The organism is Gloeomargarita sp. SKYB120, from assembly GCA_025062155.1.
Lineage (GTDB): Bacteria > Cyanobacteriota > Cyanobacteriia > Gloeomargaritales > Gloeomargaritaceae > Gloeomargarita.
This window is the reverse complement of sequence record JANXAM010000002.1, coordinates 25184-45595: the sequence shown is the minus strand read 5'-3', so window position 1 is coordinate 45595 and position 20412 is coordinate 25184. Positions and strand designations below refer to the sequence as shown.

At 58.1% G+C, this 20412-nt stretch carries 17 protein-coding genes and 1 tRNA gene; 7 read left to right on the top strand and 11 right to left on the bottom strand.

Annotation, left to right across the window (positions count from 1 at the left end):
- Nucleotides 1–52: 52 nt before the first annotated feature.
- On the top strand, nucleotides 53–550 hold the full coding sequence (locus NZ705_01180) for a hypothetical protein (protein ID MCS7291574.1): 498 nt from the start codon (nucleotides 53–55) through the stop codon (nucleotides 548–550).
- Between the two features lie 203 nt (nucleotides 551–753).
- Here NZ705_01180 and NZ705_01175 read toward each other — a convergent pair whose 3' ends face one another.
- Nucleotides 754–1710: an NAD(P)-dependent oxidoreductase gene (locus NZ705_01175; GenBank protein MCS7291573.1), complete on the bottom strand. Its 957-nt coding sequence runs from the start codon at nucleotides 1708–1710 to the stop codon at nucleotides 754–756.
- A complete protein-coding gene (gene hemE / locus NZ705_01170; GenBank protein MCS7291572.1) occupies nucleotides 1703–2749 on the bottom strand; it encodes a uroporphyrinogen decarboxylase in 1047 nt (348 codons plus the stop codon). Before hemE ends, NZ705_01175 begins: the two co-directional genes overlap by 8 nt.
- A 77-nt stretch (nucleotides 2750–2826) precedes the next feature.
- Here hemE and NZ705_01165 point away from each other — a divergent pair, with 77 nt between their 5' ends.
- Nucleotides 2827–3765, top strand: a complete 939-nt coding sequence (locus NZ705_01165; protein ID MCS7291571.1) for an ABC transporter ATP-binding protein — start codon at nucleotides 2827–2829, stop codon at nucleotides 3763–3765.
- Here NZ705_01165 and NZ705_01160 read toward each other — a convergent pair.
- The 3 genes from NZ705_01160 to NZ705_01150 all read right to left on the bottom strand — a co-directional run bounded on the left by NZ705_01160 (nucleotide 3762) and on the right by NZ705_01150 (nucleotide 7559).
- Nucleotides 3762–5804 (bottom strand): NAD-binding protein, encoded by a 2043-nt coding sequence (locus NZ705_01160; GenBank protein ID MCS7291570.1) that lies wholly within the window; start codon nucleotides 5802–5804, stop codon nucleotides 3762–3764. The two genes, NZ705_01165 and NZ705_01160, sit on opposite strands and share 4 nt — an antisense overlap.
- A 202-nt stretch (nucleotides 5805–6006) precedes the next feature.
- On the bottom strand, nucleotides 6007–7008 hold the full coding sequence (locus NZ705_01155) for a DUF4335 domain-containing protein (GenBank protein ID MCS7291569.1): 1002 nt from the start codon (nucleotides 7006–7008) through the stop codon (nucleotides 6007–6009).
- Entirely contained in the window at nucleotides 6945–7559 is a 615-nt protein-coding gene (locus NZ705_01150) for a DUF3038 domain-containing protein (protein MCS7291568.1), read from the bottom strand. Before NZ705_01150 ends, NZ705_01155 begins: the two co-directional genes overlap by 64 nt.
- Nucleotides 7560–7668: 109 nt before the next feature.
- Here NZ705_01150 and NZ705_01145 point away from each other — a divergent pair, with 109 nt between their 5' ends.
- Nucleotides 7669–8670: a zinc-dependent alcohol dehydrogenase family protein gene (locus NZ705_01145; GenBank protein MCS7291567.1), complete on the top strand. Its 1002-nt coding sequence runs from the start codon at nucleotides 7669–7671 to the stop codon at nucleotides 8668–8670.
- Here NZ705_01145 and NZ705_01140 read toward each other — a convergent pair.
- Both NZ705_01140 and NZ705_01135 read right to left on the bottom strand, forming a co-directional pair.
- Nucleotides 8667–9551: a hypothetical protein gene (locus tag NZ705_01140; GenBank protein MCS7291566.1), complete on the bottom strand. Its 885-nt coding sequence runs from the start codon at nucleotides 9549–9551 to the stop codon at nucleotides 8667–8669. The two genes, NZ705_01145 and NZ705_01140, sit on opposite strands and share 4 nt — an antisense overlap.
- Before the next feature lie 662 nt (nucleotides 9552–10213).
- Nucleotides 10214–11065: a phycobilisome linker polypeptide gene (locus NZ705_01135; GenBank protein ID MCS7291565.1), complete on the bottom strand. Its 852-nt coding sequence runs from the start codon at nucleotides 11063–11065 to the stop codon at nucleotides 10214–10216.
- 170 nt (nucleotides 11066–11235) lie between these two features.
- Between NZ705_01135 and NZ705_01130 the strand changes: the two genes are divergently transcribed.
- Entirely contained in the window at nucleotides 11236–14013 is a 2778-nt protein-coding gene (locus NZ705_01130; protein ID MCS7291564.1) for an EAL domain-containing protein, read from the top strand.
- Here NZ705_01130 and queF read toward each other — a convergent pair.
- Nucleotides 13948–14391: a preQ(1) synthase gene (gene queF, locus NZ705_01125; protein ID MCS7291563.1), complete on the bottom strand. Its 444-nt coding sequence runs from the start codon at nucleotides 14389–14391 to the stop codon at nucleotides 13948–13950. The genes NZ705_01130 and queF overlap by 66 nt on opposite strands.
- Before the next feature lie 137 nt (nucleotides 14392–14528).
- Here queF and NZ705_01120 point away from each other — a divergent pair, with 137 nt between their 5' ends.
- On the top strand, nucleotides 14529–15443 hold the full coding sequence (locus tag NZ705_01120) for a fatty acid desaturase (GenBank protein MCS7291562.1): 915 nt from the start codon (nucleotides 14529–14531) through the stop codon (nucleotides 15441–15443).
- Here NZ705_01120 and tmk read toward each other — a convergent pair.
- A complete protein-coding gene (gene tmk / locus NZ705_01115; protein ID MCS7291561.1) occupies nucleotides 15382–16014 on the bottom strand; it encodes a dTMP kinase in 633 nt (210 codons plus the stop codon). The two genes, NZ705_01120 and tmk, sit on opposite strands and share 62 nt — an antisense overlap.
- 47 nt (nucleotides 16015–16061) lie before the next feature.
- On the opposite strand from tmk, the gene NZ705_01110 reads away from it, so the two are divergent.
- Together NZ705_01110 and gpmI are read left to right on the top strand one after the other, a co-directional pair.
- A tRNA-Cys gene (locus tag NZ705_01110) sits at nucleotides 16062–16133 on the top strand.
- A gap of 49 nt (nucleotides 16134–16182) precedes the next feature.
- Entirely contained in the window at nucleotides 16183–17781 is a 1599-nt protein-coding gene (gene gpmI / locus NZ705_01105) for a 2,3-bisphosphoglycerate-independent phosphoglycerate mutase (protein ID MCS7291560.1), read from the top strand.
- On the opposite strand, the gene NZ705_01100 is transcribed toward gpmI, so the two are convergent.
- Nucleotides 17741–19222, bottom strand: coding sequence for a DUF2254 domain-containing protein (locus NZ705_01100; GenBank protein ID MCS7291559.1), 1482 nt, complete (start codon nucleotides 19220–19222; stop codon nucleotides 17741–17743). The two genes, gpmI and NZ705_01100, sit on opposite strands and share 41 nt — an antisense overlap.
- Nucleotides 19213–20409 carry a hypothetical protein gene (locus tag NZ705_01095; GenBank protein MCS7291558.1) on the bottom strand — a complete coding sequence of 399 codons (1197 nt, stop codon included), beginning with the start codon at nucleotides 20407–20409 and terminating at the stop codon, nucleotides 19213–19215. The genes NZ705_01100 and NZ705_01095 overlap by 10 nt, the downstream gene beginning before the upstream one ends.
- Between the last annotated feature and the right edge of the window lie 3 nt (nucleotides 20410–20412).

Below are 20412 nucleotides of genomic sequence, written 5' to 3'. Positions count from 1 at the left end.
CAGGATGGCAAACTTAGGGTATGCTTACATAACAAGAGTTGGGGGTACAACAATGGCAAAAGCACTTGTAAAATTTGCAACAATGTTAGTGACTGTTGCGATTATCCCCTTTACTGTTACTAGCACTTTTGCACAGAGCAAAGTTAGTTGTATGGTGGTTACTTTTAGTAATGCCACCAAGAACAAGAATATCGGCGCAACGGTTGGCCAAACTGTGAGTTCAAAATTATCTGCGAGTCCAAGTTATAAGTGTAAGTTTGATGCTGGGCACAGCTACGATAATCTTCCGGCTGCCCTAGAAGCAGCGAAGAACAAAGGCGCCGATATATTGGTAACGGGTGTTGTGACAACTAGCAAAGCGATGGGCGCATCTGCTGCGATTACGTTTGATGCAGATGTCCGGTTTGTCAGCGATGGCGCCATTATCCTAGACAAAACGTACAGCGCTTCGGATGCGTCTGTGAATAAAGCCTTGAATAAGGCTGTTTCTATGCTCGTAAAAGATATGGAAAGCACTAAGGGTTATATCCTGAAGGTTATTTCTAAGTAAATTAAAAGGCTGTTGTGTAGCTAAGTTGCTTACACCTGTCGCTTTTTGGATCCCAGGGCGAAGCCCTATTTTTTCCAACAAACTTAGGCCGAATCATCCAAGCTAGTGATGTCTTGGAACTGCAGGGCGTAGTCCCGTTTCCTGTCTTCTCCCTATCTCACAGCCCTGTTGTTTCTACAGCGGCTTAGCTAGACGCAAAATTCTCAACTTTTATGAACCCCTAAAACCTGTAGCAATTCTGTCAGAGTGCGACAGCGAGATGGTAACCCCAATTTTGCCGGATTCATGACAGGTTCATAGCAGAAATAGCGGTACTTTGCACAAAACTCATCCCACGGTAAAATCTGCATTCCCAACCGGCGCGCCAGCTTCAGGAAAAATGCCACTCGTTCTGGTGTCAGGTTCAGTTGCCAGGGGGGTAAACGCATACCAAAATAACCACACAATTCCTGGAGCGCTTGGTTCACAAAGATCACGTCATTGCCCAACACAAATTGCCGGAATCCCGCAGGAGGATGGGCTAAAAAGTAAGCTACCACCTGGGCAATATCTTGGGCATGGATGAAATGAAAACACGCATCGGCCCGCAACCACCGCAGCCACCATAACCAGCGAGGTAACTGGTCCAGTTCTGTCACAACATGACTAGCCGGCTTGCCTGGTTCACCCCCAACAATCAGCGTGGGAAACATCACAGTTATCCGGGGGTAAATTGGCAAATCAGTGAGGGCTTCGTAACAAGTGTATTTAGAGCGAATGTACTCGGTGCCTAATGTTTTGGCTTCGGGAAGTAACTGCAATTGCCGGTCAAGAATGCTGGCGGTGGAAAAATAAATCACCTGCTCGCACCGGTCAGGGTCTAGCGCTTTCATGATTCGTAAATTACCGGTGACATTTACATCAAAAGTGGCATCGCCCCCCCATTGGGTTGCCAGTAAGATGGCGGCATCCATAGTGGGTAACAGGTGGGCGTAGGGCGCTGCATCTTGCAAATCTCCTACAATCAGATGCACGCCTGGACGGCTCTGGAAATGAAAGTGCAATTTTTCGGGGCGGCGAATCAGAAAAAACAGTTCATAGTCCGTTTGATGAATCAATAAATCCGCCACATAGTGCCCCACGCACCCACTGCCGCCTGTGATGAAAATGCGCTTAGTCATCAAACCAATTGGTTTGCTTCACCGTTTCAAAAAATACGCGCACATGGTCTTCTGGTGTCGTCGCCAATACCCCATGCCCCAAATTCATAATGTGTCCCACTGGCCCCGCCTGCTGAATGATTTCCTTGACCCGTTCGCGAATCAGCGCTGGCGGCCCAAACAGTACACCAGGGTCCAGATTCCCCTGCACGCACAGATCCCCCAACCGTCGCCGTGCTGCCCCCATTTCCACCGTCCAATCCAAACTAATGACATCTACCCCACTTTGGGCCATCAATTCCAAAATCGCCCCGCTGCCATAGATGTACAGAATTAAGGGCGTTTCGGGGTGAACCGCTTTAACTTTTTGCACCAGCTTTTGTTGATAGGGCAAGACAAAGGTGCGGTAGTCCAACGGCGACAATTGCCCGGCCCACGAATCAAAAATTTGCACGACTTCCGCGCCCTGTTCAATTTGATAGATGACGTAGGTGGCAATTTGTTCGGCGAAAAAACCCAGCAATTGGTGCAGCACCTGGGGTTCATGGTAGGCCAGGGACTTGATCACGGTGTAATCTCTGGAGCTTTGCCCTTCGACGACATAGGCGGCCAAGGTCCAGGGAGCGCCCACAAATCCCAACAGCGTCGCTCTATCCCCAATCTCTGCCCGCAATGTGCGTAAAATTTGGCCGATAAACGGCAGCGAAACCGCTGGTTCGAGGGGGCGCAATTGCCGGATTTGTTCAGCAGTACGGATGGGGGGGTCAATGATGGGGCCGCGACTTTCGATGATGTCAAAATCAATCCCCATCCCCGGCAAGGGTGTGAGAATGTCGGAAAACAAGATGACTCCATCGGGGGCAAAGGCGCGGAAGGGCTGCAAGGAAATTTCTACCGCCAATTCGGGAGTCTCGGAGCGCTGGCGAAAACTGGGATACCGTTCCCGCAACTCCCGGTAGGCCCGCATGTACCGCCCGGCTTGCCGCATCATCCAGACGGGAGGCCGGGGCAAAGGTAGCTTGCGGGTGCTTTTGAGCAGGTAGGTGTCACGGGGGGTCATGGCCAATTCATAACAGGACTTTTTCGACTATACCACCGGCGGTACAATAGGAGGCGATTCGGCTCGCGGCTCCAGGGATGCCTGTCACCGTTTTACAAACAGAGCACCTGACCAAAACCTATCGCACCGGTTTTTGGTTAACTCAGAAAATTACATCCCTCAACGGCGTGAGTTTGACGGTTTATGGGGGCGAAACCTTTGGGTTGCTCGGGCCAAATGGGGCGGGGAAAACCACGTTTATGAAATTGGTTTTGGGGATTATTCGCCCAACCGCCGGCGGGGGCACGGTCCTGGGACGACCACTGGGGGACCGGCTGGTCAAGGCACGGATTGGTTATTTACCAGAAAACCCCTATTTGTATGAATCGCTGACGGGCTGGGAGTGCTTGGAATTGATGGCCACGTTGCATCAAGTGCCCCCATCTGTCCAAAAACAGCGTTTGCCCCAACTCTTGGATTTGGTGGGTTTGGCCCAGTCGGCGGCTCGCAAAAAAACGCTCCGTCGTTATTCCAAAGGGATGTTGCAGCGGATTGGCCTGGCCCAGGCGCTGGTCAATGACCCGGATTTGGTTTTACTGGATGAACCCATGTCGGGGTTGGACCCCCTAGGGCGTTACCAGGTGCGGGAAATTATCTTGCAGTTGAAACACCAGGGCAAAACGATTTTTTTCAACACCCATATCTTGTCGGATGTGGAGCAACTGTGCGACCGGATTGCTATTTTGGCGCGGGGGGAATTGTTAGCGGTGGGCACGCTGGCGGAATTACTGGGCACGGGCCACACCTACCACGTACGCGGGCGCGGCGGCACACAGGAAGACCTAGCTCCCTGGTTAGACCAACTGGAGTACCAAGGGGGATTTTGGCAAGGGCAACTGCGCCGCTCACTGCCGGAATTCGTGCAGCATGTGGCAGGAATTGGCGGCGAAATTATCAGCCTGAACCTGGAGCGGCAATCGCTGGAGGAATTTTTTGTGCAACAACTGCGACAACGGGGCTACACCCAGAGCGTTTAACGTTCCGGCGGGGGTGGAATAAGCCGGCTGGTGACTTGGACTTTGGCCAGTTCCCGCACGAGTCGCTGGGCCTGATGCCGGTAAATAGGTTCGGGCAACAAGCAGGGCAACTGTTCCATCACGTCGCGGCAGCGTTTGAGGTCGAAACCAGTGACCTGGGCAATCACGTTTCCCCCGTAAAATAGGGCTTCCCGGCTGAGGGCCTTTTCCACGCGCACCTGATAGCGCGGCGGCAAGCGCTCTCCCCGTTCCACCCGCTGCAAGGCGCGACTGGTGGCCAGCACGACGAGCTGATCGCCTGGGTGCAACCGCAAATCATCCGAGGGCATGGTGCGGGCTTCCTGGTCTTGTTGGGAATAGTAGTACACCGGCACCACACCGTACCCGTAGGCCACCTGCGCCAGGATCAGCCCGTCAAGCGTGTCCCCGGCTTCGATGCGATACTCCACCACCAAAATCGTGCGCCCCTCTAGCCGAAACAATCCCAGGATGTTTTCCCCAAAGGCAGCAGCGGCAAAGGCTTCGGCGGCCAGTTCATTGGCGCACAGGACTTGGGCAAACGGGAATAGCCGTCGCACATTCTCGCTAAACAGGGGGTCGTAGGTGCGGATCACCAAGTGGCTGTGGATGTTGGTCTCCCGCGCCCGCAGGGCAATTTCCAGGTTCTCCAGTTCGTCATCCGTCACCGTCACAATGCTTTTGGCCGTCGCCAGGTTGGCTTTGGGGAGCAGGGTCAGCAGGGGGCCGCTCAGCACTGGGAGTTGTGGTAATACTTCATTGCCCACTTCCTGGGAGGTCAACACCGCCAACGGCTGGCGAAATTCCTGTAATAGCCCGGCGACTCTTTGCCCTACCCGACCGGAACCGACAATCACTACGTGGCCCTGGGGTGGCACAGGCGGCCGGCGCTGGAGAAATTCAAACTGGGTCGCCAGCAGTTTTTCCGTCAACAGGGCGTAAATCACCCCCGTAAAGGCAATGCCGGTGAGCGTTAACCCCAAACTCAACAGCCGTAACCACCAAGGCAAAGGCAATTCAAACCGTCCTAAGCCGCCGAAAACATCCCCAAACCCCCCTAGCAACAGAATCATGGTGGTGTAAAAGGTGTCGGGGAATTGCAATTCGGGGTAGTACAGGTCGTACAGGACCGTGCCAGTGACCAGCAGGGTGAGCATTAATCCGGCCACTACGAGCGCTACCCGATGGGTTCCCCCTTTGTCCCACCAGGTTTTGAACCGCTCCTGCCAGTTTCGCCAGCGCAACCACTCCGGCCATTGCCAGCGAGTCGTGGGGCGGGTTGCCGGCGTTCGTACTGGACTTAAACGGGTCGCCGATTGCAACTCCACCGTGATCAGGGTGTCGCCGGGATACACTAGGGTTTCTGGGTCCCAGCGAAAGAGGTAGAGTTCATCGGGCGGGGTGGGACGAGTGACTGACTGATACCCCAACACTTTGCGACTGCGGCTGTAGAGTTCGTGTAAGCTGCGCCGGTTGGCCCAGGGGTCTTGCGGTGAGATGACCCGCCGGTGGACTTGAAATAACTGCTCCCCAACCCGAAAAAACCCGATGATGTCTTCTCCCAGGGCTGCTAAGGCAAAGGCCGCCGCCGAAATCTGGGTCGGTTCATAGGCCACAAAATTGTGCAATTCGTGCCCCAACAACTCCGTCAGATTCTGCTTGGCCGAACGAATGACCAGCCGCACCTGGGGACTCAGCAAGCGCGCAGCAAAGGCAATTTGGATATTCACCCGCTCGTCGTTGGTCACCGCCAAGACCGCTCGCGCTTGAGTTACGCCGGCACGCTCCAGGACATCGCGATTGCGGGCATCGTCCAGGATCAACCCGTCCAACAGCGTGTCTAATTGCCGCACTTCCCAGTGCTGGGGTCGGTTCAGGTCAATACCGATGACGCGAATGCCAAATGCCTTCAGATTCACCACGCAATACTGTCCTAAACTGCCCAGCCCACAGACCACACAGGTGTCCGGCGCTGCACTTTTCTCTTTTTCCGGGTCAAAAATGATCCGTGAGACGGTCATAACGGGCTGGCATCTGTTTCTGCCCCCAGTTTAGCCTTAGAGCTTGGCGACGACACCACTGGTACTTGGGTTACAGCCAAGCTACCTTTGTTGGTCAACGAGCGCTATACCTAAGTTATCCAAACTTGTCATGTCTTGGGTCGCAGGGCGCAGCCCCGTCCTTGGTTTTCCCACCATCCCTTCAACAAAGCTATACCAGCCTTTAGTAGGCGCCCACTTCTAACGCCCCTGACGCCTTGAACACCACGAGAAATTCCGCAACGGGTGCGCCAGGTTGCCGGAGTTTTTCCAGGGGCAGTAACTTCTCTTCGCCAGTGGGAGGGTCCAAGGGGATAAAGTTGACAATTTTTCCTTCGCGGTTCACCTGCACCCGAAAACTCATGTCCTGGGTAATCCGTTCGGTCCAGGCCTTGTCCAGTTCGTCGTACAGCACGGCCAGTAGCCGGTTGTATTCCGTTGGGTCGAGAACTACTGTGGGACTTGCCATGGGCGTAGGACTTGGGGAAGGACTGGCCTGCGGCGTGGGACGTGATGGTGCAGGGGGTGTCGGTTGAGGTTGGGCTTCGGTCGCCGGCGCTGGCGTCTCCTTCCACTCGCGAGGCGGTTCCACTTTGGGTGCTGGTAGTAAGGCAAAAGCCAAGGCCGCTGCCCCCAGCGTCGCTAATCCCATGCCTACCGGGACGGCCTGTTGCGCCAATTTCACCGTGCGGGGGATGCGGGGCGTCAAATCGAACCGCCAATCCGGGAGCGTTTGCGGGTCGCTCATGCCCTGGTCGCACGCTTCCGTCAGGTCAAACAATTGAATCGTGGTCAAATCCAACTGCACCGGCTCCCGCGCGTCTTGTAGTAGTTCGGGGTGGACGCGCAACCGGTGGAGGTTATGGGCAACAGGTTCCAAGGCCACCGGCCCGTGGGGATGCACCGGTCGGGGTTCCCGGTAACTCAACAAATTCTGTACATACTCGCTTACGGTGCGGGATAAATGCTCCAGCAGTTCCCGACCCCCCCGCATGGGATGGTCCAGCCCCGGCAAATAGCAATCCATTTGCACCAGCACCGCCAGCGGCCCGCCAATCTGGGTACTAAAGCCTTCCAAGACCAACGTGCAATGGGGCAACCGGTATTCCCGCACCACCGTACTCACAGCACATCCCCCGCAAACAAACTCGCCCAGAGCCGCTGTGCCCCGCAGGTGCCCGTGCAAAACAACAACTGGTTCAACAGATCCATCGCCAGCAGATTCAACCGCTCGTCGTCCCGGTAAACCTGGAGACGTTCCCGGCGCAGGTTCATACGTTTGCGGAAGTGGCTGCGAAACCGCTGGCAATAGTCATGCAAACGAGGGTGATGCGCCAGGGATAGGTGATGTTGTTGCAGTTGTTCTGCCGCCAGGAGCAGTTGCCGGATGAGAATGGTCAATCGTTTGGCTAGGTACACCAGCACCAGCACCAGCGCCCGCGCCTGATTCAGGGTGAGCAACCGGCGATTGTAGGCCCGGCGCAAGGGATTGGCCCCCCGCAGTTGCCACAGCGTCACCCGGTTGGGAATCACCCGCGTCAGTTCCAATTCCTTGACCACCATCACCATCAGTTCTGCGGCGTTGTAGTCCAGCGCTTCAATCGCCAGCAGCAACAAATCCAACTTCCCGGCCACCGACGGCGGGCAATGCTCCAAAGGGGGTTCCGGGTCCGGCAACTGTTGCAGCGCCAGCAACCCTTCCTGCTCCAGTTCTGTGGTCGGGGATTGGGTCATCATGGGCCAACGGCTTTAGGCACCAATTTACCAGTTTAAGGGAAGGGCCGTCGCCGCTACGGGCTTGACCGATAATAGGTTAACCAAATCGTGCCGGAGGATGCCTATGTCCATGGCTGCCATTGTCATGACGACTCCTGGCGAACCGGAAGTTCTCGCTTACCAATCGGTTTCCCGCCCGGACATCCAATTTCCCAACCAGGTGCTTGTGCAAATCAAAGCAGCCAGCGTCAACCCGATTGATACCAAACTGCGCCGCCGGGGCATGTTACTCCAGCCGGGTCAACCCGCCATTCTGGGCTGCGATGGGAGCGGTGTGGTCATTGCCTGCGGTTCCCAAGTTACCCGCGTGCGTCCAGGGCAAGCTGTCTATTACTGCTACGGGGGCTTGGGGGGTATGACCGGCAGTTATGCCGAGTACATTGTCCTGCCAGAAACAGCCCTGGCTCCCAAACCCCAACGGCTCGATTTTGTGGAAGCTGCTGCCTTGCCCCTGGTAGGGATTACCGCCTGGGAAGCCCTGTACGACCGGGGACAACTCCAAGCCGGCGAAACGGTTTTGATTCATGCGGGCGCCGGAGGTGTGGGGCATGTGGCGATTCAACTAGCTAAACACCGGGGCGCGCAGGTGCTCACCACGGTCAGTTCCTTGGAAAAAGGGCAATTTGCGCAAATCCTGGGGGCTGACGGGGTGATTTACTACCGGGAGACGGATTTTGCTCAGGCGGTGCAGTACCAGACCCAGGGCAAAGGCGTGGATTTGGCCTTGGATACCGTTGGCGGCGAGACCTTCCACCAAACCCCCAAAGCGGTGCGGTACTACGGTCGCCTGGTCACGCTGTTGCAACCCCCCGCCCAGGGTGCCGGTTGGGAAACGGCGCGCCAACGCAATTTAACGATTGGCTACACGCTCATGCTCACGCCCCAGACCGCCAATCTCCTGGAGGAGCAAATCCGCCAGACCGGTATTTTGGAGCAACTGGCGGCCCTAGTGGACCAAGGTCATTTGAGCGTCAAGGTCGCCCGCACCTATCCCTTGACCGAAGCGGTTGCCGCCCACCGCCAGTTGGAACAGGGAGGGTTCATGGGCAAGCTGGTGCTGACGATCAGTTAATCCACCCACTGCTCGAACCACACCCGCACCTGTCCACTTGGTTCCAACACCACTTGCAACTGCGCCGTCTTGGGAATGGCACCCATGAACGTTTCCCCGACAAGCGGCATGGGCGTCTGGTCGAGAAACAGTCCCGCTTCCGGTGATAGGGGAACGATCCGGCTGAGAGCGCCCGTCGGCGTGACGACCAACCGGTAGGTCAAAGGCTGTTGCAACGTGTCTGGGGGTTGCCACCGTTGCTGGAAATAGCGCTGGATGCCGTGCAGTTCTGGCGGTGGTGATGTTTGGGGAGCAAGCTTCGGGTTGGCTTGAGTTTGTGGTTTCGGAACTGGCGGCGGTGGTGCAGGCGGCGGCAGCGCGGTGACCTTCTCCAAAGTCAATGCAGGGGGCGGCGGTGGTAGCGATGCCGGCGCTTTAGGTGCTGATTTCTCGCGTTTTGGCGGCAAGGGCGTCACTACTTGCACTTCCACCGGGCGAGGAATGCGAGCTAAGACAATAGCCACGGCTAACCCGGTTCCCAGCGCTAGCCATCCGGCCAGTTGTTGCCACCAAGGAAAGCGAGGCGTGCGGGCCGCTTCCAACACCCAGGCCAAGTCGTAGAGTTCCTGGAGCGTCAGGTGCAGCGCCGGCGCCAAACCGGTCAATTGCAGGTGATAGCGCGGGGGTGCCGGCAAGGATTCGTCCACGGGAACCATCTCGCCGGACGATTCAGGTGGTAGCGTGGGGGGAGATGGCGTCGCCAGGTAAGCCAAGACCAGCAATGTCAGAGCCGTCAATTGCTCTTGTCGCCCTTGGATTTCCAATCCGTTGGCAAACTTGAGCAGAAAACGTCCCCAGCCCCAGCGCAATTCACAGGTCGGTCGCTGTAATTTTTGCCACATGGATACCTGTCCATATCCGCCCCTTTATTTTAAGGAAGTTCGCAGAGGTTGCTTATGCATAACAGGTCCTGAGCTGAGGCCGTAGGACGGCTTCATCTAGTTTGTGGCTATAGCTGAGCACAGAATGCTTGACATGGGTGACGGCTGAAATCCCTGAGCTGCCAGCCCCAATTCTTGGCTGCGACAAACTGACTGCTTTTATAGCCAAGCCATCTATGGTTGTCAGCCCTTGAGTCCCAGCGCACGGCCCCGCCTTTGGGTTTTCTCTCTTCTCTCTGACAAACTAAAGCAGCTTAGCTATAGCGATAAATCCCAAGGAGTCGAGGACTTTCGTAGGTCCGTGTGATGGTCAAGATACAGCGGAATGGTGAGTGAAAATCTGGTGGAAGCTGTGTCTCAGGAGTTGTTGGTACAGGCTAGGTTCATGTTCAGTTGTCAAGTGGTTATTTGAGTTTGCCTTGAGCTATCAAAAGTTTGCCTTTCCTAATCCCTGGCCCCTGTTCCAACCTGCTTGAGGATTGCCGTAGCTAAGTTAGCTTAGTTTTTTAGAAAACAAGGCTTGGCCCCAAGACCCAACGGATGACCAGCACAGATAAGTCGGCTTTGCTTTTGATGGTTCGATGAAGGGGGAATAGGATTTCTCTACTCCCCCTTTGGTCACTTTATGCAGGCGTTACCCCCGCAATCCGTCCCCCCTGCCGCTGGATTTGTTGCAGGCGCTGGGAAAGCTGGTCGTAAGGCACTAGAAACGTTGTGGTCACCCGCCGCACCTTGGGATAGCCGGGTCCAGCCAGACCAACCACTTCCACCCGGTACATGCGCGTGTCTTGCCCCAGCGTTGGACCTTGGCGCGATTGGGAGACGAAATTTTGGGGCGGGCGGTAGGCCCAGGCGTCATTGACCCCCGACGGCGCAACAACCGTGCTGGCTTTGTTCCGGGCGAGTTCCCAGTTCAGGCGGGGCATAGCGTGTTCCAGTTGCGCTCGGTCGCTGTTGGCATAACCCCGGTACAGCCGGAACATGCGGGTAAACCCGACCACCTTTTGGCCCGGTTGCGTCCAAAAGCCCCGGTAGGTTGGCACGCTATTTTCGCCAAAGTTGGCGGCGTATTCCGGGCTGTCAATGTAGCTGTCAATTTCCGCGTCGTAGCCCTGTTTGTGGTACAGGTCGAGGTGGTAGGCAATTTCGCTCTGGTCGTAGGGGGCGCGGCCCAACAGGTGCTTGTAATTTAACTCGATGAAGCGGTTGTTGGAATTCGGGTAGAAAAACTTTTGTTTATACAGCTCGGATTTGGCCAGCGCCCGCACAAACTCTCGCACGGTGATGTTGCCGTTGCGCAATTGGGATTCGGCGTAGGTCAGCCGCTCACTGCTCATCAAATAGTCGTTGCCCAAGACTTGCCGGTAGGCGGCGCGAATGATGAAGTCGGTGTCGGCGGGGCTGCGCCACTCAATCCGGTCCTGGGGCGAAAAATCACTGATGCCCAAATTGTGGGCAGACGTGGATTGGGTCATCGCTACTACACTCCACAACGTTCTCGTTTCGCATTGTCCGGGTAAATGAGAAATCCGTTGCTGAAGCGCTGGGGTTTTGCAATAAAATTTCGCACGGTGTAGCAATTGTTGATATTGGGAGAAGGCCGGGGGTACGGTTAACATGGGAGCAGCAAGCGCCAGAATGGGCCATGGCGGCAACGGGTGTGGAGGTTTGGGGCCTGTGGCGGTGGGCTGAAGGTCGGCTCGAATGTAACCCGCTGTTACAGGAGAAATTAGGTTTGAGTTGCGGGGAATGCGCCTGTACCCTGGCGGACTGGTTACAGAAGATACCACCGTCGCAACAGGGAGACGTGCGATACGCTTGGGAGCAGTGGTTGGCGGTCGAAAACACGGTTTTACACGTGGAACACGGCTGGATTTTGCCCAACGGGACGCTGCGGCAGGTCTGGGTGCATGGCCAGGTCTGGCACGGCCAACGCTGGGGCTGGGTCTTGGATGTGACAGCGCTCGCCACCGCCGGGGGTATGGACCGCCAGGAACTGCAGATGGTGCTGGATGCGTTTCCGGGCATGGTGTCCTGGATTGGGAAAGACCTGCATTACCTGGGGGTAAACCGCCAGTTGGCCCACGCGCTGAATTTGCCGGTGACAGCCTTTCCAGGGCAACCGGTGGGGTTTCTTTACCCGCATCCAGGATTTGAGGCTTTTGTGCGGCGGGTGTTTGCCGACCCCGACCCCTACCTGCGATGCGCGACGGAATTGCGCATGGCGGCGCACAACTATTGGGTTATTGCCCAGAAGTACCGGCAAGGGCAAGCCGCCGTGTTTGTGGGCCTGGATGTGACGGAGCAGCGCCGGTTGGAGGCTGAATTGCGCCGAAGTGAAGACCGCTTTCGCCGGCTCATCGAAGACTTGCATGTCGGCGTGCAACTGTGGGGTGCGCAAGGGGAACATCTCTTGAGCAACCGGGCCGCCCTGGACATTCTCGGGGTCACCGCCCGCCAGTTAGAGCAATATGGGCTGCAGGGCCAGCACTGGAATGTAATTGATGAACGGGGGCAACCGTTACCCCCCCAGGAATGGCCGGTATGGCGCGCGTTAACCACAGGGCAAAGGGTACGCAATGTGCTGCTGGGGGTGTACCGCCAACAACGGCAAGACCGGGTGTGGCTGCTGGTCACAGCGGAACCCCAGTTCGATGACCAGGGCCGGGTATCCCAGGTGCTTTGTACGTTCAGCGACCTGACGGAACGACGACGGGTGGAGGAGGCGCTGCGGGAGACCCAAGAACGCTATGCGCTGGCGCTCCAGGGAGCTAACGATGGGCTGTGGGACTGGGATTTGACCACGAACGAGATGTACTTCTCGGGACGCTGGCTGGAGATGCTGGGCTACCAACCGGGCGAACTCAGCCCCAACCCCGATGAGTGGATCAGCCGGATTCACCCGGAGGACCGGGAGCGAGTGCGCAACGAACTGGCGGCCCACCTGTCGGGATTGACGGACTATTTTGTGAGCGAACACCGGCTGGCTCACCGCGATGGGCGTTATCGCTGGGTGCTGTGCCGGGGCTTGGCGGTGCGGGACACGGATGGACAAGCCTATCGCATGGCTGGTTCCCTAACGGACATCACCCGCCGCAAGGAGACGGAAGCTCGCCTGCGTCACGATGCCACCCACGACGCCTTGACTGGCCTGGCCAACCGTGCCCTGTTTTGGGAACAACTGACGGCGGCCCTGCAAATATCCGAACCGCCCCTGCATTTTGCGGTGCTGTTTCTGGATTTAGACCGGTTTAAGGTGGTCAACGACAGTCTGGGACACATGGCTGGAGACGAGCTGCTGGTGATGATTGCCCAGCGGTTGCGCCAGTGTGTGACGCCAAAGAACCTGCTGGCTCGGTTTGGAGGCGATGAGTTTGCCGTCCTGCTTCGCGGCATCACCGGCGTGGCCGAAGCCTGCCAAGTGGCGGAGCGGATTCATCACGCCTTTCGCCAGCCGTTTCCCGTCGGACACAACGGGCTGGAGGTCTTCACCAGCGTCAGTATTGGCATCGTGCTGGGTCCAGGCCCGTATCGCTGTCCAGAGGAGATCCTGCGGGATGCGGACGTGGCAATGCATCAGGCCAAATCCCGAGGCAAAGCTTGTACGGTGGTGTTCGACCAGGGAATGCACAGGGCGGCCCTGCGCACCCTACAACTGGAGACCGATCTGCGTCGGGCGATGGACCGGGGGGAACTCCAGTTGTACTACCAACCCATCATTGACTTGGCGAGCGGTTGCTTGGCCGGCCTCGAGGCCCTGGTGCGCTGGCTCCATCCCGACTGGGGCTGGGTGTCGCCGACGGAATTTATCCCCCTGGCGGAGGAAACCGGTCTCATTCTCCCACTGGGACAATGGGTGCTCCAGGAGGCCTGCGGGCAAATGCGGCGGTGGCAAACCGAATGGCCCGACATGGCGACGGTACGCCTGAGCGTCAACCTGTCGGGGCGACAGTTCCTGGATCCGCATCTGGTGAGGCAGGTACAGGAAATCCTGGCGACGACCGGTTTACCGCCGGCGTGCCTGTGTTTAGAAATTACCGAGACAGTGCTGGCCAGTTCCGATGCGGCGGCGACGGTGCTGCGCCAGCTCAAGACGATGGGGGTCCGTGCCTGCATTGACGATTTCGGTACGGGTCATTCGTCCCTGAGCCGGTTGCATCGGTTTCCCATTGACCATCTCAAGATTGACCGGTCCTTTGTGTCCCAGATAGGGCAAGACCGGGAATCGGAGGAAATCGTGCGGGTGATCATGACTCTAGCCCGGAGCCTACAGATGGAGGTAACCGCCGAAGGGGTGGAGACTGCCGCCCAGCGCCAACTGTTAGAGACCCTCAACTGTCGTTACGCCCAAGGCTTTTTATTCTGCCGGCCCCTGCCCGCCGACCAGGTGGAGCAACTGCTCCGACAATTTCCCCGTTGGTGAATCCGGGTACACCACTTCCACCACCGTATGCACGTTGCCGCGCGGGTTGAAGTCCGCCTTCAATTGCACCGCCAGAGGTTCCACCGCTGCCACAAAATCATCCAGGATTTGATTGGCCGCCGCCTCGTGGGAAATCTGTTTGTCCCGATAACTGTTGATGTAAAGCTTGATGGACTTGAGTTCCACCAGCTTTTGGTTGGGGATGTAGTCCAGATAAATCGTGGCGAAGTCGGGATAGCCCGAAAAGGGGCATTTGCAGGTGAACTCCGGCAGCGTGATGTGAATCCAATACCGCCGCCCTGGACGCGGGTTGGGAAAGGTGATGAGCTTGGCCTCGCGAATGAGCCGCTCCCCGTAAGGCTCGGAAATTGCCGTCATTGTCTCACTCCCACCCTCGCTCTCCCACTCTAGCACGGCCTCCGCTCCACCCATTAACAAAACTTCATGTTATTTCTCATTCTGTCCTATAGTAAACAATTGGGGTAACTCGACTATTTTTTGGAGGAGCTGCGTTCATGGTTGCGCCGCCGGTGTTGCATCTGCCGCCGAAGGAGTACCTGGTTGCGCCTGGGAACTATTGGAATCCCACCTTGGCCATTTTCAGTCTTGCGTTGGGCTTGGCGGTGAGTTCAGCGTTGGGGTACTGGTGCTGGGACTGGTGGCCGCCGTTGTGTTTTGGGTGTAATGTGCTGGCGTTGCATTTAGCGGGGACGGTGATCCACGATGCGTCCCACCAGGCGGCGCACCAAAATCGGTGGCTCAATGCAGCGATGGGCCATGTGAGCGCTTTGATGTTGGGGTTTACGTTCCCGGTATTTACGCGCGTCCACATGCAGCACCACGCCCACGTCAACGACCCGAAAAATGACCCGGACCACTTTGTCTCCACCGGCGGGCCGCTGTGGTTGATCGCCGCACGGTTTTTCTACCACGAGATCTACTTCTTCCGGCGGCGGTTGTGGCAGGGCAATGACCTGTGGGAATGGGGCATCAGCCGGTTGATTGTAGCGGGGGTGATTGGGGCCGCCTGCTACTACGGCTTTTTGGGCTACCTGATGAATTTTTGGTTTTCGCCGGCGCTGGTGGTGGGACTGGCGCTGGGATTGTTTTTTGATTACTTGCCCCACCGGCCATTTCGCGAGCGGGGCCGCTGGACCAATGCGCGGGTCTATCCCAGCCGCCTTTGGAACTGGTTAATCCTAGGCCAAAACTATCACTTGATTCACCACCTCTGGCCTTCGATTCCCTGGTATCACTACCAGCGGGTGTACCACCTGATGAAACCCACACTGACGGCCCATGGGTCGCCGCAGACGCTGGGGTTATGGGAGGATTCCCGCAGTTTCCTGAGCTTTCTGTACGACTTGTTTATTGGCATTCGCTGGCATGGGCACTCCAGCGACCCTCAATCGCCGCCTGAATCTGTTTGAAAACGGTTTCTGTGTCCGATGCGGCATCAATCCGGCAAATGCGCTGGGGATGCTGCTCGGCAAGGGCCTGATACCCCTGGCGCACGCGCTCGTGAAAGGCCAGGGACTCTTGTTCGATGGTGTTGAGGGCGCCCCGCCCCCGCACCCGCCGGAGTCCGACTTCCACCGGCACATCCAACCACAGGGTCAAATCGGGCATGAGGCCGCCGGTGGCAATGGCGTTGACTTGCTCGATGAGGTGGAGGTCCATGCCCCGCCCGTACCCCTGGTAGGCCACCGTCGAGTCGGTATAGCGGTCGCATAGGACCACCTGTTGTCGTTGCAGGGCGGGTTGCAGGACCTGGGCGACGTGGGCGGCCCGGTCGGCGGCGTACAGGAGTAACTCGCTGCGCTCGGGGAGCACGTGATGCAGCAGCAAGGACCGCAGGGATTGACCTAGCGCGGTGCCGCCGGGTTCGCGGGTGGTCAAGACGCTATAGCCCAGGCGCTGGAGCCAAGCAGCCAGCCGGTGCATCTGGGTGGTTTTGCCGGCACCTTCGATGCCCTCGAGGGAAATAAAGCAGCCCGCCATGATGTCCCCTAGCAGCCAAGCCCCCATGCTACCATAGCCAAATAGCTGGCGGCATAGCCAAGTGGTAAGGCAGAGGTCTGCAAAACCTTCATTCCCCAGTTCGAATCTGGGTGCCGCCTTGGGAGTAGTATTATGGAGAGCAGCATCCATCGCGCACGAGAGCTGCCTATGTCCCATCCCACGGCCCCAGTTGTGTTGGTGATCCTGGACGGTTGGGGGTACCGAGAAGACCCGACGGCCAATGCCATTGCCCAGGCGGCGACACCGGTTATGGACAGCCTGTGGCACCTCTACCCCCACACGCTCTTGCAGGCTTCGGGCCGGGATGTGGGATTGCCGGCGGGACAGATGGGTAACTCGGAGGTGGGGCATTTGAACCTAGGTGCAGGCCGAGTCGTTCCCCAGGAATTTGTGCGCATTTCCGATGCGGTGGCCGCTGGCGAGCTTCTGCGCCATCCCGTGCTACTGGGTTTAGCGCAGCGGCTGCACCAACGGGGCGGCAACTTGCATCTGGTCGGATTGTGTTCCACCGGTGGGGTGCATTCCCACCTGGACCACCTGCTGGCGTTACTGGACTTTGCCCAGGCCCAAGGGTTTGACCGGGTGCGCGTCCACGCGATCACGGACGGGCGAGACACCCTGACAACGGCGGGGCAGGAATACCTGGGGCGAGTGCAGGCGTATCTGGACCACTTGGGGAGCGGTGCCATTGCCACAGTAAGCGGGCGGTATTACGCGATGGACCGGGACAAGCGCTGGGAACGGACGCAAGCGGCCTACCAGGTCATGACCACCGACGGGCCGGGCAAGGGGATCTCCGCCATGGAACTGCTCCGCCAGAGTTACCAGGATGGGGTGACGGACGAGTTTATCCCGCCGGTGCGGTTGGCTCCTGGCGCGATTCAGGCCGGAGATGGGGTGGTGTTTTTCAACTTTCGCCCCGACCGGATGCGGCAACTGGTGCGGGCGTTTGTCGACCCAGCGTTTCAAGGGTTTCCTCGCCAGCGGATCGAACCTTTGGACGTGGTGACCCTGACGGAATACGACCCCAGCTTGGGGCTGCCGGTGGTGTTTCCGCCGCAAAATCTCAACAACCTGTTGGGGGAAGTGATTGCCCGGCACGGCCTGAAGCAATTTCGCACCGCCGAGACGGAAAAGTACGCCCACGTCACCTATTTCTTCAACGGCGGGCGCGAACAGCCGTTTGAGGGGGAAGACCGGGTGATGGTCCCCAGCCCGCAGGTGGCGACCTACGACTTAGCCCCGGCCATGGCGGCGGAAGCGGTTACAGACAGGGTGGTGGAGGCCCTAGCCTCACGAGCCTATCACTTCATCGTGGTGAATTACGCCAATCCCGATATGGTGGGGCACACGGGGCACATGGCGGCGGCGGTGACGGCGATTGAAACGGTAGACCACTGCGTGGGGCGCGTCCTGGAGGCGGCTAGTCGCGTGGGGGCAACGGTGCTCATCACGGCAGACCACGGCAACGCTGAGGTGATGGCGGACGAACAGGGCCATCCCTGGACCGCTCACACCACCAATCCGGTGCCTTTCATTGTGGTGGAAGGGGAAGGCGCGAAAATTCCCGGGCACGGGGGCCATGTGAGACTCCGCCAGGAAGGACGTCTGGCCGATGTGGCACCGACAGTGTTGCAGATCCTGGGGCTGCCCCAGCCGCCGGAGATGACCGGTCAATCCCTGATTGAGCCGGCAGATTACGAAATCATCCCGGAAGCAGAGTTGCTGGCGGGGCGAACCAACTGAAGAATTCCCGCAGGTAGGGGTGGAGTTCCGGCTCGAGGTAGTAAAAACTCTCGCCCCGGTCGGTAAACTCCCAGAAGTCTTCGCTAGTGGTCAGCAGCTCTTCATAGATGATTTGCACGCGGCTGTAGGGTTCGTGCTGCATGTCTTGGAAAATGAGTTCGGCCCATTCCCGCTGGCCGCGGCTGAGGTAGTAGGCGGCCAATTTCACCTGGGATTTGCGCACCCCCCGCGACGACTGCTCCTGCTGCTCGCTTTCGGGGTCCTGGTCCACTTTGAGGAAAATCTCCAGCAATTGCTGGTGGGTGTGGGCGTTCAATTCCGCACAGGTGCGCACCAGCTGGCCCAAGTCGTAGGCAAACACTTCGCACAGGAAATACAGGCCGGTTTTGTGGGCAATCAGACTGTAGTAGCGGAAGTGCTGGGCCATTTCGATGGCAATCGCATCAAACCCCTGAAGCAGCGCTTGTTCCGCCAACAGCCGGTATTGCTTGATCAGGTTGTACCCAGCGCGAATATCCCGCTGGTTAAGCACCGCCCGCAGGTAGGTGTTAAAGAATTTCACCGTCAAATGCACCACCTCCGTACGGCCCATATCCAGCGCCTGCTCGCCAATTTCCCGCGTGCAAATGCCCACCAAGGTGCAGGTTTCCGCCGAGACCAGGAGGGAGTTGGTCAAAATGCCCTGGTACTGCCGCAGGATTTTGACCTCCAGCCACAGGCGTTGTTTCTCGATTTCCCGCAGTTTTGTGGCGTCAACGGAGATAAAATCGGGGTCTTTATAGACGGCGGGCGTGAGGCGAAACCAGGCCTCCGGCAACTGGAGCTTGTGCTCCCCGTAAAAAAGAGCCAAATCCCGCAGGCTCTCCAAACACCCCAAAACAATGGCCTGGTCTCGCTGGTGGATGGCGCTAATGGCAATCGAGCGAAATTCCCCTAGGGCCGAAAGACAGTGGTGGTGGTTGCGGTGAATCACCTCGGGGAACGTGAGTTTGCTCAGTTTTTGCATGATCCCCCGGCGGACTTGCCGCTCCAAATTTTGGATGATGGAGGCCGGTTGCAAAAAGTCCAGCACAAAGATGAAGTAAGGGATCAAAACAATAAACGACAAACTCCCCAACAGCAAATTCAGGGCCACCAACCCAAAGGGCATGGGGTCAAAGGCAAAGGCCAGCGTGCTCCAAACGCTGATGAGATTGGCCAGGATGAGAAACAGGATAGTCAGCCAATTGACGCGCTCGCGCAAAAACAGCTCAGTGACCTTGGGGCTGAAGCGCTCGGCGCTTAACTGCACCACAATCGCCACCGCGGAAATCGTAAACCCCAGCACCCCGGCCAACACTTCCGCCAGCGTGCCCACAAACCCCGCCAGGGACTCCCACTGCTGAATCCGAGGAATGAGCCAGTGCGTACCTGGCCCGAGCAGTCCAATAGTTATTCCCAAGAGGACGGCGATGAGCAACCTGCGCCGCCATCCGGCGGACTTTTGTGGCCTCGCGCGCCGGCCAAGCCTGTCAAAAGCAGCCACGCCAAACCGTTGACCCGCCCATCGAACAACGTTACATCCAGCATATGGAATAACGTCACGCCGATAAAGGCCAATCCCATCGCTCCGTACCAGGGCTGGGGGTCCTGTCGCCAGTGGCGCCACGCCTGGACCACTACCCGTCCCACCAGATAGGTGAACCCCAGCGTGGTCCAAACCCCGGTTTCCACCAGCAGCATCACCCACAGGTTATGGGGATGGCCGACCCAACGGCCCGTCGCCTGGTGATACAGGGTGGGAAACGCACGCAATCCCCAGCCCCACCAGGGGCGTTGCCAAAAGGCCTGCCAGGCAATCTGCCACTGGGTGGTGCGCGGGTCTTCCGCCTGGCCGCTGAGGTATTTCGGGATGCGCCCCCATAGCACCTCCGGGACGACCGCTCGCCAGCCTGGCCAATCCCAACCCGCCCCCACCACCGCCAATCCCAGCAGCAGCAGCAAGGCACTGAACCCATAGCGCCGATAGGCCAAACTGAGTCCCAGCCCCAGGAGCCACACCACCAGCAGGCCGTTGAGGGAGCGGGTTCCCACCAGCGCCAGCCCCGTCAAACCTGCAGCCATCCCCCAGCCCCAGCGCGTCCAGGACTTTGCCGGCGCTTGAACCGCCAGCCCCAGTTGCACAAACAACACCATCACGCAGTAGGACGCCATGACATTGGCGTCGCTGAAGACCGAATCAACCCGTCCGGGAATGCGGGGATGCCAGTTCATTTCCACCCCCAGGAGCGTCAGGGTCCAGGGATAGGGAAACGTCGCCTGCAGCAGACCAATCGCTGTCACCGCCACCCCGGTGCTGGCCATGACGGTCAGGAGCACCTGCAGCCGGGTTGGGGTCAAATAGGGGCGCAACGCCAGGAAAAAGGCAAAAAACGGCACGAAATTGCCAAGACCCAGCAACGCCTCCCTAGGCGCTGGCGATTGCCACGTACTCCACAGGAATCCAGCGGTCAAAAGCAACCATTGCCAGGTGTCCCGGTTGCGGAGTAAAACGCAGCCCTGACGTCCCCAAATAGTCACCATCTCACCAGCCCACAGGGCCAAGGCTGGCACCGACCAAAACGGCAGTAGCCCCAGGCCAATGGCCAACCA

Bases quoted from the DNA above. Each gene is read 5' to 3' on its own strand.
- NZ705_01180 (MCS7291574.1), top strand. From the start codon at position 53: ATGGCAAAAGCACTTGTAAAATTTGCAACAATGTTAGTGACTGTTGCG.
- NZ705_01175 (MCS7291573.1), bottom strand. From the start codon at position 1,710: ATGACTAAGCGCATTTTCATCACAGGCGGCAGTGGGTGCGTGGGGCAC.
- hemE (MCS7291572.1), bottom strand. From the start codon at position 2,749: ATGACCCCCCGTGACACCTACCTGCTCAAAAGCACCCGCAAGCTACCT.
- NZ705_01165 (MCS7291571.1), top strand. From the start codon at position 2,827: ATGCCTGTCACCGTTTTACAAACAGAGCACCTGACCAAAACCTATCGC.
- NZ705_01160 (MCS7291570.1), bottom strand. From the start codon at position 5,804: ATGACCGTCTCACGGATCATTTTTGACCCGGAAAAAGAGAAAAGTGCA.
- NZ705_01150 (MCS7291568.1), bottom strand. From the start codon at position 7,559: ATGATGACCCAATCCCCGACCACAGAACTGGAGCAGGAAGGGTTGCTG.
- NZ705_01145 (MCS7291567.1), top strand. From the start codon at position 7,669: ATGGCTGCCATTGTCATGACGACTCCTGGCGAACCGGAAGTTCTCGCT.
- NZ705_01140 (MCS7291566.1), bottom strand. From the start codon at position 9,551: ATGTGGCAAAAATTACAGCGACCGACCTGTGAATTGCGCTGGGGCTGG.
- NZ705_01135 (MCS7291565.1), bottom strand. From the start codon at position 11,065: ATGACCCAATCCACGTCTGCCCACAATTTGGGCATCAGTGATTTTTCG.
- NZ705_01130 (MCS7291564.1), top strand. From the start codon at position 11,236: ATGGCGGCAACGGGTGTGGAGGTTTGGGGCCTGTGGCGGTGGGCTGAA.
- queF (MCS7291563.1), bottom strand. From the start codon at position 14,391: ATGACGGCAATTTCCGAGCCTTACGGGGAGCGGCTCATTCGCGAGGCC.
- NZ705_01120 (MCS7291562.1), top strand. From the start codon at position 14,529: ATGGTTGCGCCGCCGGTGTTGCATCTGCCGCCGAAGGAGTACCTGGTT.
- tmk (MCS7291561.1), bottom strand. From the start codon at position 16,014: ATGGCGGGCTGCTTTATTTCCCTCGAGGGCATCGAAGGTGCCGGCAAA.
- gpmI (MCS7291560.1), top strand. From the start codon at position 16,183: ATGTCCCATCCCACGGCCCCAGTTGTGTTGGTGATCCTGGACGGTTGG.